This is a genomic window from Alishewanella jeotgali KCTC 22429, from assembly GCF_000245735.1.
Lineage (GTDB): Bacteria > Pseudomonadota > Gammaproteobacteria > Enterobacterales > Alteromonadaceae > Alishewanella > Alishewanella jeotgali.
In genome coordinates, this window is sequence record NZ_AHTH01000049.1 from 21,810 (window position 1) to 39,419 (window position 17,610).

The 17,610-nt window shown below is 53.0% G+C and carries 16 protein-coding genes; 9 read left to right on the plus strand and 7 right to left on the minus strand.

Annotated features, from left to right (window positions below; translation table 11 throughout):
* Positions 1-6 precede the first annotated feature (6 nt).
* Entirely contained in the window at positions 7-390 is a 384-nt protein-coding gene (locus tag AJE_RS15265; protein ID WP_008951593.1) for a hypothetical protein, read from the minus strand.
* 169 nt (positions 391-559) lie between these two features.
* Between AJE_RS15265 and AJE_RS15270 the strand changes: the two genes are divergently transcribed.
* The 3 genes from AJE_RS15270 (at position 560) to AJE_RS15280 (ending at position 5,944) form a co-directional block, all read left to right on the plus strand.
* Entirely contained in the window at positions 560-1,657 is a 1,098-nt protein-coding gene (locus AJE_RS15270) for an efflux RND transporter periplasmic adaptor subunit (RefSeq protein ID WP_008951594.1), read from the plus strand.
* Positions 1,657-4,809 (plus strand): efflux RND transporter permease subunit, encoded by a 3,153-nt coding sequence (locus tag AJE_RS15275; protein WP_008951595.1) that lies wholly within the window; start codon positions 1,657-1,659, stop codon positions 4,807-4,809. The genes AJE_RS15270 and AJE_RS15275 overlap by 1 nt, the downstream gene beginning before the upstream one ends.
* Positions 4,810-4,915: 106 nt before the next feature.
* Entirely contained in the window at positions 4,916-5,944 is a 1,029-nt protein-coding gene (locus AJE_RS15280; RefSeq protein ID WP_008951596.1) for a CNNM domain-containing protein, read from the plus strand.
* Between the two features lie 9 nt (positions 5,945-5,953).
* On the opposite strand, the gene AJE_RS15285 is transcribed toward AJE_RS15280, so the two are convergent.
* Together AJE_RS15285 and AJE_RS15290 are read right to left on the minus strand one after the other, a co-directional pair.
* The gene (locus AJE_RS15285; protein WP_008951597.1) at positions 5,954-7,318 is read right to left on the minus strand and encodes a glutathione synthase; all 1,365 of its coding nucleotides are present in this window, start codon (positions 7,316-7,318) and stop codon (positions 5,954-5,956) included.
* Positions 7,318-8,232 carry a permease gene (locus AJE_RS15290; RefSeq protein ID WP_008951598.1) on the minus strand — a complete coding sequence of 305 codons (915 nt, stop codon included), beginning with the start codon at positions 8,230-8,232 and terminating at the stop codon, positions 7,318-7,320. Before AJE_RS15290 ends, AJE_RS15285 begins: the two co-directional genes overlap by 1 nt.
* 165 nt (positions 8,233-8,397) lie before the next feature.
* Between AJE_RS15290 and AJE_RS15295 the strand changes: the two genes are divergently transcribed.
* Positions 8,398-8,727, plus strand: a complete 330-nt coding sequence (locus AJE_RS15295; protein WP_008951599.1) for an ArsR/SmtB family transcription factor — start codon at positions 8,398-8,400, stop codon at positions 8,725-8,727.
* Positions 8,728-8,733: 6 nt separating this feature from the next.
* Here the strand turns inward: AJE_RS15295 and AJE_RS15300 are convergent, their stop codons facing one another.
* The 3 genes from AJE_RS15300 to AJE_RS15310 form a co-directional block, all read right to left on the minus strand.
* Positions 8,734-9,579: an alpha/beta fold hydrolase gene (locus AJE_RS15300; RefSeq protein WP_237709376.1), complete on the minus strand. Its 846-nt coding sequence runs from the start codon at positions 9,577-9,579 to the stop codon at positions 8,734-8,736.
* A gap of 177 nt (positions 9,580-9,756) precedes the next feature.
* Positions 9,757-10,242 (minus strand): fasciclin domain-containing protein, encoded by a 486-nt coding sequence (locus AJE_RS15305; protein WP_008951601.1) that lies wholly within the window; start codon positions 10,240-10,242, stop codon positions 9,757-9,759.
* Positions 10,243-10,495: 253 nt separating this feature from the next.
* A complete protein-coding gene (locus tag AJE_RS15310; protein WP_008951602.1) occupies positions 10,496-11,317 on the minus strand; it encodes a class I SAM-dependent DNA methyltransferase in 822 nt (273 codons plus the stop codon).
* Positions 11,318-11,505: 188 nt separating this feature from the next.
* On the opposite strand from AJE_RS15310, the gene AJE_RS15315 reads away from it, so the two are divergent.
* The 5 genes from AJE_RS15315 (at position 11,506) to AJE_RS15335 (ending at position 16,650) form a co-directional block, all read left to right on the plus strand.
* Positions 11,506-12,522 carry an IS110 family RNA-guided transposase gene (locus tag AJE_RS15315; RefSeq protein WP_008951603.1) on the plus strand — a complete coding sequence of 339 codons (1,017 nt, stop codon included), beginning with the start codon at positions 11,506-11,508 and terminating at the stop codon, positions 12,520-12,522.
* Positions 12,523-12,815: 293 nt separating this feature from the next.
* Positions 12,816-13,745: an AEC family transporter gene (locus AJE_RS15320; protein ID WP_008951604.1), complete on the plus strand. Its 930-nt coding sequence runs from the start codon at positions 12,816-12,818 to the stop codon at positions 13,743-13,745.
* A 61-nt stretch (positions 13,746-13,806) separates the two neighbouring features.
* A complete protein-coding gene (locus tag AJE_RS15325; protein ID WP_008951605.1) occupies positions 13,807-14,820 on the plus strand; it encodes a hypothetical protein in 1,014 nt (337 codons plus the stop codon).
* A 139-nt stretch (positions 14,821-14,959) separates the two neighbouring features.
* Positions 14,960-15,517 carry a hypothetical protein gene (locus AJE_RS15330; RefSeq protein ID WP_008951606.1) on the plus strand — a complete coding sequence of 186 codons (558 nt, stop codon included), beginning with the start codon at positions 14,960-14,962 and terminating at the stop codon, positions 15,515-15,517.
* A gap of 35 nt (positions 15,518-15,552) precedes the next feature.
* Entirely contained in the window at positions 15,553-16,650 is a 1,098-nt protein-coding gene (locus tag AJE_RS15335; protein ID WP_008951607.1) for a winged helix-turn-helix domain-containing protein, read from the plus strand.
* Here the strand turns inward: AJE_RS15335 and AJE_RS15340 are convergent.
* Positions 16,589-17,506 carry a LysR family transcriptional regulator gene (locus AJE_RS15340; protein WP_008951608.1) on the minus strand — a complete coding sequence of 306 codons (918 nt, stop codon included), beginning with the start codon at positions 17,504-17,506 and terminating at the stop codon, positions 16,589-16,591. The genes AJE_RS15335 and AJE_RS15340 overlap by 62 nt on opposite strands.
* Positions 17,507-17,610: the final 104 nt, after the last annotated feature.

Genomic DNA, 17,610 nt, shown 5'->3' on the forward strand with positions numbered 1-17,610 from the left:
GCAGAGTCAGGGGCGGGGAGGCCGCCATAGAAGGTTTTGCGGTGAACGCGGCCACCAGCCGGAGAAGGTTATCAGTACCAGATCCGGACGCAAATCAAGCGCTACCTCGGGCACTGTTTGCCACAGTAACTGCGCGCTGTGACAGAGATCGGCAAACACATGCCAGCGGGCTTCGGCAGAGTTTTCCAGACTAATTTGCTCGGCATCAGCGTGGTGCAGGTGCGCCTTACCAAGAAAATGCAGCAGGTCATGCCAGGATAAAGCCGCGCTGGTCTGGTGTTGATGCTCAACGGCGATACCGGCGTTATCGTTATGCAATAGCCAGTGTCGTCCAGACAGCTGAACAAATAAGCTTAGCAATAACAGACAAACCAACGCCTGGCGAAGCATTAACTAACCCGGTGATAAGCGATAAGGCGATTACTTTAGCATGGCCATTTTACTGACACAATCTATCGCTGGCTGACGACACCCTGCCGTTTACCGTGATCTGATGGCTAACTTGGTTCATACTGCAAATAACACGCTTATAATCAAAAAATTAAAAGGAAATGGCAGCATGATTAGCCGTGGCATCTATCTGTATTGGCTGGCGCTAACGATAACCGGCTTAGTGGTACCGGCTGTTGCCGATGAAGCGGTACCGGTGCAGGTTGCACAACCGCGACAACAAGGGCTCGCCGAGCAGCTGCAGTTAAGCGGCAGCCTGACAGCGCAGCAAAATGCCCAGTTGTCGAGCCGCACTGCCGGCCTGGTGGCTGAATTGCTGGTGGATGCCGGCACTGAGGTCAAGGCCGGGCAGCCGCTGTTAAAGTTAGATCCGGCGCTGGCTGAGCATGAATTGGCACAACAGCTTGCCGCGGTTAATGCGGCCCGGGTTATGCTAGCCGAGCGCCAACGTCTGGTGGCTGAAGCAGAACAACTGACCACGCAACAACTGTTTCCGCAAACTGAATTGGCAATTCGGCGCGCCCAATTGGCTGAGGCCGAAGCCTTGCTGCAACAAGCCAATGCCCGCTTAGCGCAGCAACGGGAAATTATCAGCCGGCATACCTTAACCGCACCTTTTGCCGGTGTGATCGCACGGCGCGATACTGATCTGGGCGAGTGGCTGGCATTAGGCGCACCGGTGTTTCAACTGGTCAGTTTATCGCCGTTGTTACTGGATATTCAGGTGCCGCAAGAATATTTTGCCAATCTTGCTAATTTGCGCCGCATCGAGGTGCGCTCGGATCTGGCGCCGCAGCAGGTGCTGAGCGGCCGGTTACTGGCCACAGTGCCGGTGGGCGACAGCAATGCCCGTAGTTTTCTGGCCCGCCTTGAGGTCACCACTGCCGATACTCCGTTACTACCCGGCACCTCAGCCCGGGCGACCTTATATTTTGAACGTGAAGACAGCCAGGTGCTGGTGGTGCCACCCGATGCACTGTTACGTCATCCGGATGGTAACTTCAGCGTTTTTGCGATCCGCAACAATCAGGCTGAACGCTTTAATGTGCAGCTTGGCCGCAGCAGTGAGCGCGGTGTGGAAATCTTATCAGGCTTACCTGCCGGTTTACCGGTGGTGGTGCGGGGTAATGAGACCTTGCGCGCTGGCCAGCAGGTACGGATCCTGAATCCTACGCCAGCTGGCGCCAATCGTCAGGGAGCAAACTGATGCTGGATGCAGGTATTCGTCGCGGTACCATCCTGACGGTAGCCGTATTAATGGTGTGTGTACTGGGGATAGTGGCAGCGCTGCGTATACCGGTGCAAATGATCCCTGATCTGGAAGTACGCACTATCAGTGTGGTAACCGGTTGGCCCGGGGCGACGCCGCAGGATGTCGAAAAAGAGATCCTGATTGAGCAGGAGCGGTATTTACGCACCCTGCCAAATCTGAAACGCATGGTGTCACGCGCCAGTACCGGCTCGGCGCAAATTGAGCTGGAATTCCCGTTTGGCGTCGATGTTAATGAAGCGCTGATCCGGGTCAGCAATGCCTTGAGTCAGGTTTCGTCCTATCCGGAGAATGTCGATCAGCCGCGGCTGTTCAGCAGTTCTTTTTCCAATAACGCCTTTATGTACTTCCGACTAATGCCACTGGCCGGTAATCCACTGAACCTTGATATGGATATGCTGCGCGACTATGCGGAGGATTTTGTCCGGCCGCAGATGGAGCGCGTGCCCGGGGTATCGGAAGTCGGGGTAAGTGGGGGGGCCGAGCGGCAAATCCAGGTCTTGGTCGATCCGGCGCGACTGGCGCAGCGTGGCATTAGTTTAACCCAGGTGCGCGATATGATCCGTGCCCGCAACCGTGACAGCTCAGCGGGGGATATTGATAGCGGTAAAAGGCGCTATTTGTTGCGGGTAGTCGGGCGTTTTGAACAACTGTCTGAGCTGGAAAATCTGATCCTGACACAGCAGGGCGATAATCAGGTACGTCTGAAAGATGTGGCGACTTTGGTGCTGGATCACTTTGAAGTGCGGGAGTTGTCGTTTGCCGATGGTGAGCAAACACTCGGCTTGTCGGTGCGGCGCGAACCCGGCTCAAATGTCATTGCCATCAAAGAGGCGATGTTGCAGGTCGTGGCACAGATTAACCGCGATATGCTGGCCAGCAATGGTTTGCAACTGATGCTAATCAGCGATGATGTGCGCTATGTCGAAGACTCTATTCGCAATGTTTGGGTTAACCTGGCGCTGGGGGCCGCGCTGGCTACCGGGGTGATGTATCTGTTTTTACGCTCGGGCAGCGCAACCCTGGTTGGCGTGATTGGCGTGCCAATCTGTACTATTGCCGCCTTTATTGGTTTGCTCGCCTTTGGCCGCACCATTAACGTGATTTCACTGGCCGGTATTGCCTTCGCGATAGGTATGACGCTGGATAACACCATCGTGGTGCTGGAGAGTATCGAGCAGGCGAAGCAGCGTGGTTTAGACCGGATCGAGGCCGCGATCCGCGGCGTGCGTGATGTCTGGCCGGCGGTGCTGGCCTCCACTTTGACTACGGTGCTGGTTTTTATGCCCATTTTGTTTATTGAGCAGGAAGCCGGTCAGCTGTATTCGGATATCGCCATTGCTATCGCGGCGGCGATTACTGCTTCTATGCTGGTGGCGGTCTTTGTGGTACCGCCGGCGATTGCCCGTTTAGGGTTTCGTGGCAATGGTGTTAACACCGCTCCGGAGGGGGTTACAGGCTCGCCAGTAGTAACAGGCGTGATTCTGCCGCTGGTGGCGAAATTATTGTATTCAACGCTGGCACGGCGGTTAGTGCTGAGCCTGACGGTCATTCTGACACTGGGTGCGGCCTGGCTATTTATGCCACCTGCCGAATATCTGCCTGAAGGTGAGGAACCGAAAGCCTTTTCGTCAATGATTGCACCGCCCGGTTATAACTTATCGGAAATGGCACAGATTGCGGAGGAGCTAAAAGCCATCTTAACCGCTCAGGTTAATGCCGATCCGGCTGCCTTTGACCGGGGTGACACGGCGATGCCGCCGCTAAAGTACTATTCATTAAGTGTCTCTGTTGGTCGGATCCGGGTGTTAAGTGAGCCGGTACGACCACAGGATATTACACCGATGATGGATGCGATGACGGCATTATTCCGCCAGTATCCGGGGATGCGGGCGTTTTCATCACGTGGGTCGATTATCAGTAGCAATGACGGTGGTACCCGGGCGGTTGCGCTGGATATTTCCGGGCCGGATTTAGCGAGTTTATATGCCACTGCCGATGCGGCCTATGTTGCCGCCGGCGACTTATTTGACCGGCCACAACTTAACTCGGAGCCGGCTTCGTTGTCACTGGATCAGCCGCTGATAGAAATCCGGCCGAATTGGCAGCGCCTGGCTGAGCTGAATTTTAGTGCCGCCGACTTTGGCTACGCGGTGTCGGCATTGAGTGATGGCGCCTTTGTCGATGAGTTCTTTTTAGCCGATGATAAGGTGGATATCTTTTTATTCAGTCAGGCCGGTGCCGGGCAGAGCCTGGCGCAACTGGCGCAAACGCCGGTGTTAACCCCCTCGGGGGCGGTGTTACCGCTAAGTAGCCTGGCGGAACTGGTTGAAGTGGCGGATAGCGATACGTTGCGGCGGGTAGATGGCCGTCGTACGGTGACGTTGTATATTATCCCGCCGCGCTCGGTGGCGTTAGAAACCGCAGTGGACAGGGTGCGACAACAGTTAGTACCGGCATTACAGCAGCAGGGGGCTATCGCGCCCGGCGTAATGCTGGATATTTCCGGTGCGTCGGATCAACTGGATGAAACCAAAGCCGCATTAAGCAGTAATTTCCTGATTGCCGTGGTGCTGATTTATTTACTGCTGGTGGCAATTTTCAGCCACTGGGGTTATCCGCTGTTCATCCTGGCGACAGTGCCACTCGGGTTAGCGGGGGCTTTGGTCGGGCTGGTTGGGATTAATGGCATCAGCGGTCTGCTCTCAACTATCGGCCTGGGCGGTTTTTATCAGCCTTTTGATATGATTACCATGCTGGGCTTCCTGATCCTGCTGGGTACAGTGGTGAATAACCCGATCCTGATTGTCGATCAAAGCCGGCATAATTTACAGCTCCCCGGCGTGTCTGTTACTGAGGCGGTGCTGCAAGCGGTAGCGACCCGCTTAAAGCCGATTTTAATGTCAACCACAACCACGGTGTTTGGTCTGGCGCCTCTGGTATTGCTGCCAGGCGAGGGCACCGAACTGTATCGTGGAGTTGGGATTATCGTATTATGCGGTTTAATCTTTTCAACGCTGATTAGCTTAACTTTCTTGCCGGCATTGTTAGTATCGGTGTTACAGCTGCGTCAGCGGTTCGCCCGTTAACTTGCAACTATTTTTGTCGGGCTGGGGCTGTAGCGCCCTCGCTTTTAGCCTTGGCCTTGATATACTGCGCGGGTCGAGGCAAAACGGAGTGTTGTAACCAACCTGTATGACTTTATTAATCGCTTTTGTGGTGTTATCCATTGCGGTATCTTTTATCTGCTCCATTTTGGAAGCAACCCTGTTATCCATCACCCCCAGCTATATCGCCCAGCAAAAGCTGGTGCAGCCTAAGCGCTACGAAAAATTAAAACAGCTGAAAGAGAAAATTGACCAGCCGCTGGCGGCTATCCTGACCCTGAATACTGTGGCCCATACCGTGGGTGCCACCGGTGTTGGTGCGCAGGTCACTATCGTCTTTGGTGACGGCTATCTGGGTATCGCGTCAGCGGTGATGACGTTATTGATTTTGGTCTTGTCAGAAATTCTGCCAAAAACCATTGGTGCCCGCTACTGGCCTAGTCTGGTGCCGGTATTGCCTGCCATGTTGAACACCATGATATTGCTGCTAAAGCCCTTTATCTGGATGTCAGACCAAATTATGAAGCTATTCGGTGGCGGCCAGCACGATCATGATTTACGTCAGGAGATAAAAGCCCTGACGATTTTAGGCCGTGAGCTGAATAAACTCGACGAAGATGAACAGCGGGTGATTGGCAATATTCTGGATCTGCATGAGATTAAAGTGCGAGACATTATGACGCCCCGCACCGTTTGTGAGTATGCTAAGCCGGATGAGCCGCTGGCTGAACTGCTGGAACGGGTTAAGAAAGATCAGTATTCACGTTATCCGGTACTGGATGATGACGAAGCGCCGTTGGGGATCGTGTTTCGTTACGATATGTTGGAGTTTGCAGAGGGGCAAACCGCAGCTGATATTATGAAGCCGGTAAAAATTATTCCGGATAAACTCAGTGTGGAACAACTGATGTCGCAGTTGATCCGCGAGCGCCAGCATCTGGCTTTGGTATACGATGAATACGGTAGTTGGATGGGCTTGGTGACCATGGAGGATGTGATTGAAGCCATTATCGGCCAGCCGATTATGGATGAGACGGATGATATCCCCAATATGCGCCGCTTTGCCAAGCGCCGCTGGGAGCATAAGCAGAAACAACTGGAAGATGTAAAATCCTGATCTTGCTGCTCAGACAAAGCCTGAGCAGCAACAAGGTTTCAGGCTAATCAAATCCAAAGTCGCAGCACCATGACTGATCCCACCCTCCAGGCTGCTGCTGGCTTTGCTACGACAAAGATATCCACCATAGCTGGCGGCCGAGCCCAGGGTAAAAATACCCAACTCGCTGATGCGGCCAGCGCTGTTATTCTGCAGCAGTTCGCCATGTTTTAGGCTAAAGAAATTTTCACGGCGAATGTTGGCGTGAATCGGCACCATCAGCAGATCGGCGCTGTCATAGTGCTGATAGCGTTGCCAGCCTTGCGCATAGCGTGCCACATTGCCACCGCCCTCTTGTTGAGTCTTGTACCAGTAGCCGGCGGCTAGTTTGGCGCGGACTGCCTCCGCTGTTAAGTCGGCAACGGCAAAGCTGGGCACCATTAGCTGCTGCAGCAGCTGTAATTGTGCCGGGCTAAATCCAAAGCGCTGAGCGAGCTGTTGCCGCCCGCTTGGTTGCTGCAGTAATAGTCCCAGTTGATGCTGTAACCATTTGCTGCCGCTTAACTGTCCTGCCAGATTAGGGCATTGCAGCAGATTCGTATGCTCAAGACTCGCCCGAAATGCCCAGTAATCAGCTGCCTGTGGCAGTGGGTTATAGCCGGTGCGCCAGTACAATACGCTTACCCGCCGTCCATCTGTCAGATAGAAACCTTTGTCTCCCCGCGCCTGGCCTTGTTGTAACTGGTTTAGGGTCAGCCGTTCGGTCGCCACGCCGTGCTGGCGGATGGCTTCAGTGAGCAATTGCTGATCAAAGATATTTTGCTCCTGTTCCGCGATGACCATAACCAATAACGCGGGCTGTCCGGCAGCGTTGGCAATAGCGGCTTCTGCTAACAGCTTCGCCTGAGCGGCCAATGCCGGATTATCGACATAAGGCAGTGGCAATAAGGGCGCCAATAGTTGTTGATAGCGTGCACTAAGGGGGCCCATACCGGCGGCAATCGGATTAGATTCGACCCAACGCCATCCGCCTGCGGTTAACAGCAAATCATGCCGGCTTAAGTTGAGATTCCGGCTGGTTAAGTGAGCCGGCTCTATCGCAGACAAGGTTCGCCAGATTTCGCCGGGCACTGATGCCGAGTCCTTTAGTGCCCGGGTTTGTTGCAGTAACCAATAAGGATCACCAGCGATCCGTTCCAGTAAACGTCCAAGTAGCGTAGCCGCCGTCCTTGCCTGTTGCCACTGCGAGGTACTGAGTTGCCAGGGCGTCAGTGACACCGGCACCGGTACAAAACCGCTGCTCTGTTGCAAACCCAGGCGGGCGTTAATCAGCAACGGTTGCAGTGTAGTAGCCAGTTGCTGAGGTGTGGCGATTGTTCGCAGCGACTGTGCCATCACAGACTCCCTACCGGTAACAGCAGATCAATGGCAATACCGGTACTGCAGGCAGTAACAAGCACCACACCAATAAATGCCAACAGCAGCGGCCATTGAAAGATCTTTTTCAGGATAATCAGCTCGGGCAAACTGGCACCGGCACCGCCGATTGTTAGCGCCATAACGCTGCCATAGCTCATGCCTTTACCCACTAAACTTAGTGCCAGCGGGATCATCGAACTGGCACGAACATACAGCGGAATGCCAATCACAGCGGCCAGCGGGATCAGGTACAGGCTATTGCTACTACTTAAACTGGCAAAGAATTCGGCTGGTACATAGCCATGGATCACCGCACCCGCCAGTACACCAAGCATTAAATGTGGCAGAAAGCTGCGGGTATCTTTAACTGCCCGCAGCCATAAGCGGCTCCAGTACTGCCATGACCAATACTTTATCGCTACTGTTGCGCCAGCGCTGTTGCAGCAAGGCCGCTCTGCTGCTGGTAGCCTAACGTAACGGGAAAAGCCCAGTTGTGATAACAGCAGGCCAGACAAGACCGCGATGCTAAGCACGCCCGTTGCGTATAGCAGAGTGAGTTTGGCGCCAAACACGGAAAACAGCAGGGCAACCAGGATTGGATTAAGCAACGGAGAGGTCAGTAAGAACGTCATCACCGGGCCAAAGGCTGCATTGGCACGCAACATACCGACTAACATCGGCAGAGTGGAGCAGCTGCAAAAGGGTGTAATAGCGCCTAGGGCTGCGGCGGTAAAATAACCTTTGCCACCGGCCAATAAGGCCTGGATCCGCTGCGCCGGAAAGCGATCCTGCAGCTGGTACACCAGCATACTGATTACGACAAAAAGTATCAGCAGCTCGCTAAGGGTACCGATAAAAAATTGCACACTGGCATAAAACGCATCTGACATAAAACCTCCACAGGTTAGTAAGCACACTGATATATATTTCCGTGATCATAGAAATATAATATTTCGACAAATATGGAAGTGTCAAATGATATTTCTAAGTTTGTGGAAGTTTCTCTGGGGGGGCGTTACACTGGCGCTGTTAGCAACTCAGGAAGTGGAGTAAAGATGAGTCTGGAATTGGAGCAGGCTGCAGCACAGCTGGCAGAACTAGGGCATCCGACCCGATTAGGCATTTTTCGGATTTTGGTTCGCGCTGGTCATCAGGGCGTCGCGGTTGGCGAGATCCAGCAAGCTTTGGATATCCCTAATTCAACGCTGTCACATCATTTAAGCCGGATGACCAAAGTCGGTTTAATGGCGCAACGCCGGGATGGCCGCACCTTATATTGTAGTTTGCTCTTTAATAACGTCGAGACCTTGTTAGCATTTTTATATGATGAGTGTTGCCTCGGTTTGCCCTCGGCTACAGTCCCGCAAAGCAGTTGTTGTGACTAATACTGGCTAGCACTGCTGTAAAAAGTGACGATAGACAGAAGCACTTTGCTTTGGGATCTCCAGCATCGGTAAATGGCCAATCCCTTCAAAAACCTGCAGTTGGAGTTGGGGTAGCTGTTGCTGCCAAAACGCCGCAGCACTGATATCGATAATTCTGTCTTGTTCGCCCCAACATAATAAAACCGGTACTTTAATCTGCGCCAGCTCTGCCGCTGTTAAGCGGGCATCGAAAAAATCGGCAAAAATAGCGGCTAGTAGTGGCCGCTGTCGCTGGTAGCGGCAGGCAATGCCTTTTAGCATCAGCTGTGGAATATAAGGGGGCCGGGCCATCGATAGGGCGTAAAATCGCTTAAAGTCGGCATAATTCAGCTGTAAAAACGGGTTTAAGCCCTGGCGTACCTGCTGCTCTAACTGGCTAGGGGTAGCAGAGCTAAGACCGGCTGGATCTTGTAGTGCCAGCGAGAGCACCTGCTCCGGATAGCGGCTGGCAAAGACGGTGGCTAAAAAACCGCCCATCGAATTCCCAATCAGATGCACCTGTGGCAGGTGCAGCGTCGCCAACAATAATGCCAGTCGCTCTGCTTGTCTGGGCATACTATGATTGGCATCAGCGGCAAAGGGTGTTTCACCATGACCAGGTAAGTCTGGGATCAGTAACTGATAGTGACGCCGCAGCTGACGGGCAAAACGCAGCCAGATACTTTTATCGGCGCTAAAGCCATGTAGCAATACCAGTGTTGGTTTACCGGGGTTAGCATACCAATAATAGCTGATGGTCAGCTCGCCGATATTAGCCTGCCTGCGGCGCAGGCCATAACAGTAGGCTTCGGCAGCCATGCTTTGTTGGTACAACCATAAACCGAATTGGGCCCGACGGCTGCAGCAAGGGCTGGCTGATGATGTCGTGCTGTGACTAAAGTCCATTTTTCTGCCAGGTGTCTAACGGATGAAAACCCACTTTAGCCGGTCAGTCGCCAGAGGTAAAGCGTTGAAGTACCGCCGGTTAGCCCGGCGGTAGAGGATGCAGAATTAGTTAGATGGCATTACCACGGTATCTAACACATGGATCACACCATTACTGGTCTCTATGTCGGTGGCGATAACTTTGGCGCCGTTAACAAAGACATTGCCGTCTTTCACTTCAATGTTAAGATCCTGCCCCTGTACGGTCTTGGCTGATGTCAGATTAACCACGTCAGCGGCCATCACTTTACCGGCTACCACATGGTAAGTCAGAACATTGGTCAGTGCAGCTTTGTCCGCCACCAGCGCGTTCAAATCAGCCGCCGGGATCTTGGCAAAGGCGTCATCATTAGGTGCGAACACGGTGAAGGGGCCTTTGCCTTTCAGGGTGTCGACTAAGTCAGCGGCCTGAACAGCTGTAACCAAGGTGGTAAAGCTGCCAGCGGCAACCGCGGTATCAACGATGTCCGCTTTTTTCTTAGCATAAGCTTCAGCAGTAAACAGCAAAGAGCCAGCAAGCAATGAATAAGCGAACAATTGTGACAGTTTCATAGTGTTTCCTTTTTCAACTTAGGTTGGGGTAGGGCGCGACAACACTAATACTCGCGCCTGGTTCCTGTGATAAAACGCCAGTTGTTTACAAAAGGATCAGATTTATATTTTTTCGGAACATGTAAACTGGATGAAAAGCATGCGCGTAAGCAGGCAGCGCTTAAATACGATCACTTCACTCAAAGCAAAATGATGTAGGTTCAACGCCTATTTTTTACAGCGATCCAGTACCTGTCTGACCAGTATGCAGTGCTTAATCCCGCTTAATGCAGACAAAAAGCGCATTGCCGGCGTGCTGATCCCAGGCTTGGATCCGCTGATAGTCGTGTGCAAGGATCTGAATGTCGAAGTAGGGGGCGAGAAGTTCGGCGAGCTCGGTAAAGCTTACTGCAACCATTGGATGTTCATCCTGCCAGTATTCCTGCTCCAGCTTTGTGGTTTTGCTGATCTTAAGTTTCAGCGCTTGTTGCTCACCCGAACCACTGTAGTACCAGGCAGAGGCAAAATCAAAACGGGCGTTTTGATAATAAGTGCTATGACTTACCGCGCTGAGATTACAGATCTTAGTTTTGTCTACGGCGTTAAAGCAGAAGACGCCACCCGGTGTTAATGCCCGATAAACCCGCGCAATGCAGTCAGCCAGCAGTTCCAGAGTACCGGTATAGTGAATGGAATACAAAAAGCAGGTTATTAAATCAACAGGTTGCGCAAGTTCAAACCGGCACATATCACCTAACAGGAACTTCGCCTCGGGACAGCGCGTTCTGGCCAGCGTCAGCATCGGTTGATTTAAGTCTAATCCTTGAGACTGAAAACCCGCATCAATGAAATGCCGGATATGCGGCCCGGTACCACAGGCCAGATCCAGATGCTGCAAGCCGGCATTGCCAAACAGTTGTTGTAGGCGGATGATGCCCTGGCTTTGCTGCAAATAGTTAATATCGCAGCACATCAGGTCATAATAGCCCGACAGATCGGTGTAAAGTGCGTTAGTAGCCTGCATTTTGAGCATCGGGCAGCAAAAGGTGGCGCATTTTATAGCAGTTTTACGCAACTGCGAAATAAAACTCTGCATGGTTCGACCAAACTGGTCGTACCGGTACCGGAGTGCTGTGGAAAAAGTGGTCAGACCGGTACCGGAGAATAATATGAACGCCTCCACTAAAGCGTCAGGGGCGGTTATCTGAAAAGATGGATACCCCTGGTCACGGCATCGTGTGCCAAAATGGTCGTTATTAACGACAGACAGCAGGGGTATCCGAGATGAAGCTTAATGTATTCGGCGTTGATATTGCAAAAGATGTTTTTCAAATCCACTGGGTAGACAAAGCAGGCAAAGCGCGCTCAGAGAAGGTGAAACGACAGCACTTTTTGGAGTGGTTCAGCAATAAGACGTCATCACTGATTGCCATGGAAGCCTGCAGTGGTGCGCATCACTGGGGCCGCTGTTTTCAGCAGATGGGGCACCAGGTACGGTTAATTGCTGCCCATAAAGTCAAACCCTTTGTTATTGGCAATAAGAATGACATGGTCGATGCTCAGGCGATTTGGACCGCAGTACAGCAACCCCAGATGCGTTTTGTGGCAGTAAAAAGTGTTGAGCAGCAAGCAGCACTCGCGGCACACCGGATGCGCGAGTATCTGATAAAAACCCGTACGGGTAGCATCAATGCAGTAAGAGGCTTTTTGGCTGAGTTTGGACTGGTCATAGCGAAAGGCAGAGCGGCTTTTAAACGTGAGATAGCCGGCTGCCTGGAGACGTTATCACAAAGTGTTCCCAAGGAATTCGTTGACCGGTTATATGAGCGCCTGGCCTATATCAACAAACTGGATGAGGATATTGCCGGGTTAGAGCAGCACATTACGGCTTACTTTAAGCGTTGTCCGCAATGTCAGCGGCTGGGTAAGGTGCCGGGTATTGGCGTATTAAGTGCGACGGCTATTGTTGCCACCGTAGGTGATGTCAGCCAGTTTAAATCAGGACGTGAGCTCTCCGCCTGGTTGGGCTTAGTCCCGAAACAAACGGGCTCAGGCGGCAAAGTAAAGCTTCATGGCATTAGCAAACGGGGCGATACCTATGTGCGGACCTTATTGGTACACGGCGCCCGCTCGGCCATCACACATAATAAACACCCAAGTGAGTGGTTGCAGGGGCTCCTTATTCGTAGGCCAAAGAATGTGGTACTTCTGGCGTTAGCCAATAAAACAGCCAGAGTTGTTTGGGCATTGTTAAGCAAAGACGTCGAGTACGACGAGAACCTGTATTCACAGGTGAGTTAATCGAAGCCGGTTAACCATAATGATTAACGATAAATGATGTAAAACTGTTTAGCGCGAAAACGTTCGCAACGATTTGTCAGGGCGCCTGACGTGTGATGAAAATTGGTAAGACCATACTTTAGTAACCTGGGCACAGCAAGGGTTTAAATACCGTCCGGAGTGTAAGGACTAAAGTCGCGGAAATCATTAGGGTCAGCGGGGGCGCGCCCCGCATTAATAAGACCGGATATAGTGCCGCAGCCCATCCAAACTCAGCACACGTTAAAAACCCTTGCAAAGGAGGCGTTCATATAGTGCTGTGGATAAGTGAGGTGGGGATGGTGTTGTTGGCCTTGTTGCCGGATTTTTTATTGCTACTGGGTGGCACGGCATTGCGTAAGGTGTTACCGCCGGCCGGCTGGCAGGCGTTGGATACCCTGAATTTCTATTTGTTGTTTCCGGCGCTGATTTTCATCAGTGCCCTTGGTGCCCCTCCTGCTAGCCGGGATTTAATGATTCTGGCTCCCGGGATCTGGGGTATTATGTTGTTTGCCTGTCTGCTCGGCTGGCTGGTGCGCGCCTGGGGGCCGGCCCGGTTCCTGGGTTTTGCTGCATTGTGGCAAACCGCCTGGCGCTTTAATACGGCGCTGGCGATGGTGATGGTCCAGGCGCTGCCAGTTGAGTATCGGGCACTGATGTCGATTGCGATAGGTCTGGCAGTACCGGTTGCAAATATCCTAGCGGTGTCTGCGCTATCGCGCGGGCAGGGCATGGGGCTGGTAAAAACTTTGAAGCTGGTGGTCAGCAATCCTTTTTTATTGGCTAGTCTGGCCGGTTTGCTATGTTCAGTATTGGCGGTTTCCCTGCCTGAACAGCTGCTGCTGGCATTGCAGAAACTGGCGCAGGCCGCGCTGCCATTGGCGCTGTTGTCTATAGGTGCCGCTATGCAATGGCAAGCATTATGGCGGCTTGACCGTTTTCAGCTGGCTTTAAATACGATTAAGCTATTGTTGATGCCGGCGCTGATGCTGCTGATCTGTTATCTGGCAGCAGTACCAGCCGGCCCGGCACTGGTACTGGTATTATTTGCGGCCTTACCAACAGCCTCAGCGGCGCATGTGCTGGCCTCGGTGTATGGTGCTGAGCGCCAACCGGTGGCGACCCTTATCGCCCAGTCCACTATGCTCGGCTGCATTAGTCTGCCGCTGTGGTTGTTACTGTTGTTTAAAATTTATCCGCACTAAACTGGTAATATAAAGCTCTTTACTTTAAGGTAGAAAAATAAAAATAATTAAGGAGATACGGATGTCATTAGTTACCACGTTAGCGAAATTCCTTGGCAAATGTCTGGGCGGCTTGGTGGCAGTTGCTGTGACCTGCTACCTGCTGTTATTGACGGTCAACTGGCAGGATGAGGCAGCGTCAGAACGCGCGCTGGATCTGAAACGCCAGTTGACGCTAAAGCCGGTTAGCAACAATGGCTATCAGCTTTATACTACACAGCTGGCGCAGTTGGGCTCCGCCGCTATCCCCGAGTTGCAGCAATTATTTAGTGATTGCTATCAAGCCGGATGTCAGTCGCTACTTCAGGCGGAAACGGAAACGTTGCAGCAACTGTTGGCGCAACAGCAACAGCTGTTAGCGGCCTATCAACAGTGGCTTGCCACCGAGCATTGGCAGGAACCGCTGCTGGTTAGTACTGACTTACCTGCCTATCAACCGTTATTAAATGGCCAGCGGTTGCAGTTGCTACAGGCGTATCTGGCAGCACGCCAGGGGGATAGCGAGCTGGCACAGCAGTTACTGGCGGCCGATCTGCAATTCTGGCGCAAGTTGTTACCACAAAATCGTTATCTGGTATCAAAGATGATCAGCGTCGCCGCCATTGAGCAGCATTTTCTATTTGCCAGCGCGATCAACCAATCTCTGACTGATGGCGAGCGTCCGCGACCTGCGATCTGGCAGCAACCCTTTAGTCCGGCTGAACTGAGCCTGGAGCTGGCCCTGGCCGGCGAGTGGCAGCTGTCTGAGCAGCTAATTGCAAAAGGGTTAAATGAAAGCAGCGAATTAAAGCTGTTGCAACGCTTAGGCGTAACGCTACTTAAACCGCTTTATCAAGCGCAGGCCAGCAGTAATGAGCGGGCACTGCTGCTAAGCTGTGAAGCCGGCGGGCAACAAGCTATTGCTCCTTGGTATCACTGGGCGTATAACCCGGTAGGTAAGATGTTGAACCGCGCTTCCAAGGTACCCTGTGCGCAATACCTGTCGAGACTCGAACGTCTGGAACAAAGCCGCCAGCAGTTAGTCTCGGCCGGCTAGGTGCCAGTGCCCGCTGCATCGCTCGCAGCGGACTGATTTAACTGATACCGCAAAACATCAGCCCTTCCTCATCCTTTGCTCATGTTTTTAGCGCGCCTTAGCCTGATGATAGGCGCGCTAATTAATCAAGGAGCATCTGATGCAAAGGTTAAAGAAACCCTCGTTATTCTGGTTTAATCCCTGGCGTCTGGCACTATGGAGTAGCGTGCTGGGATTATTGTTACTGCCGCTGCTCGCCATGCAGTTTAGCAGCGAAGTGAACTGGACCGGCTCCGACTTCGTGGTTGCCGGCGTACTGCTTGGAGGCACCGCCTTGCTGATTGAGCTGGGCTGTCGGGTGGGCAACAATCTGGCCGGGCGTGCCGGTTGGGCTTTAGTCGTGCTCACCTCTTTACTGCTGATCTGGATTAATCTGGCTGTCGGCATTATTGGCAGTGAAGATAACCCGGCGAACTTATTGTATCTGGTGGTGTTGGCCGTGACAGCGCTGGGCGCACTGTGGGTCAGGTTTCGAGCACGGGGTATGAGCAAGGTGTTATACCTTAGTGCTGCGCTGCAGCTGGGTGTTGAGCTGGTGATTCAAGTGGCGGATTTAGGGGCGGCACCAGTGATCAATACGGCTTTTGCTTTACTCTGGTTACTGGCGGCGGGATTACTACGAAATTCTGACCCGGAGCGGCCGGGTTCTGAGGCATAATACCCTTGGTTGAAAGTATGGAGTGAGTCAGCCCTATGGCGGCAGAGTGTTATTCTTTTGCAGGTTTTCAGCTGAACCCGGCACAGCGGCAGCTGTATTATCACGGGCAGCGACAGGAGCTAAACAGTCGCTATCTGGATGCCTTGCTGCTGTTGCTGCACCATGCCGGCGAACTGGTTAGCAAACAGCAGTTCTTCGAGCAAGTCTGGCCGGGACTGGTGGTAAGTGATGAGGCCCTGACACAGTGTATCCGGACTTTGCGCCGGGTACTGGGCGACAATGCCACTGCGCCGCGCTTTATTGAAACGGTTCCCAAACATGGTTACCGCTTTATTGCGGCGGTCAGCCGGGAGGATGGCAATTCGCAAGTAGGCGTTGGCGCAAGCTTAACCCCGACGGCAGGGCCGGTTGCTAACGAAACTCAGCGCGAGCGGCAGCGACAACACCTCTGGTTCAGTATCGGTTATGGTGTGGCCGGTGCAGCTGTGGCCGGCTTAACCGGTGGCATGCTGTATGGTTTGCTGGCGGCGCTGCAAGCCCTGAACAGCGGCAGTCAGGCCATGTCATTTTTGCTGGTGCTGTTAAGTGTTACGACCTTGCTGGCGTTAGTGGCCGGCGCTGCGATTGCCGCCGCTATCAGCGCCGCACAGCTATGGCGGTCGCAGCAACCGCTCTGGACCCTGTTGGCCGGGTCGCTGGCAGGTTTGTTGGTTGGCGCCTTTGTCAGTGTGCTACTCAAAGATATGCTGATCCTGTTTTTTGGCCGCAGCCCGGCGCAGTTGACCGGAGCTACCGAAGGTTTGCTGATTGGCCTTGCTGTGGCAACAACTGTGCTGTTGCTGCGTCGACAACCACACTTTTACCGTTTAGGTTTTGCGCTGCTGCCCGGTATGCTGGCCGGACTGTTGATTAGCCTTAGCGGCGGCGTCTTACTGGCCGGCAGTCTGGCGCAACTGGCGGCGGAATTTCCTCAGGCAACGCTGGGTAAAATCTTACTGCCAGAGGGTTTTGCCCGCATCGGCCTTGGCAACGGCTGGCTCCATCTTAGCGCCATGCTCGAAGCCGGGCTCTTTAGCGCGGGTCTGGCACTGGGGTTGCAACGGGCGCAACAGCGCCTTTCGCCAGTTGAATAAAGGTAGCAATGGGCGTGTTTTGCCGTTCTTGCTGGCGACAGCCGACATAGATATGTTTTTGGATACCGCGCTCGCCCAATCTGAGTAAACTCAGTGGCAGTTTGCTGGCGTACTGACGGGCCAGCCAGTCGGGCAGGGCGGTGACACCGCGATCGGCTGCCACCATTTGCAGAATAATATCAGTATCTTCCAGAGTTTTATGCTGTCTGGGCAGACATTGTGCCGGCAGTAAAAACTGCTGAAAAATATCCAGCCGGCTTAGCTCTACCGGATAGGTTAACAGCCGCTCCTTGCTAAGCTGCGCTGCGCTCACCTGCTGTTGCTGGCTAAGCGGATGCTGCTTGCTGACCACCAGCACTAACTCATAAGGGAATACGGCTTCAAACTCGATAGCCGCTTTGCGGATCGGATCCGGGGTGATTAACAGATCGATCTCCTGATTAAACAACGCTGCCATGCCACCGAATTGAAACTGTTGCCTCACATCGATATCCATCCCCGGCGCTGCCGCCAGAAAGGGTTTTACAACCTGCAGCAACCACTGGTAGCAGGGATGGCACTCCATGCCGATATGCAGGGTACCGGCCTCATTGCTGGCAAACTGCTGCAGCTTTTGCTCTAGCCGTTCAAACTGTGGCAGTAAACGTTCGGCCTGGCTTAGCAGATAGCTGCCGGCCTGAGTTAGCCGCACCGAACGACCATCCTTATCCCACAGCGCGGTACCCGCCTGCTGTTCCAGTTTTTTAATGCTGTGGCTCAGTGCCGATTGCGTCAGATGCAGTGCCGTGGCGGCGGCTGTCACCGAGCCCTGGCGGGCTAATTCGCGCAGAATTGCCAGATGGATCCGTTCTATCATGATATTTATGATCTAATTTCATTGGTTTATGAAAATATACCATTTTTGTTCATTAAATAAAGTTGTTAATGTTTAGCCATCCAGATGGATATAAAAGGAGGGCA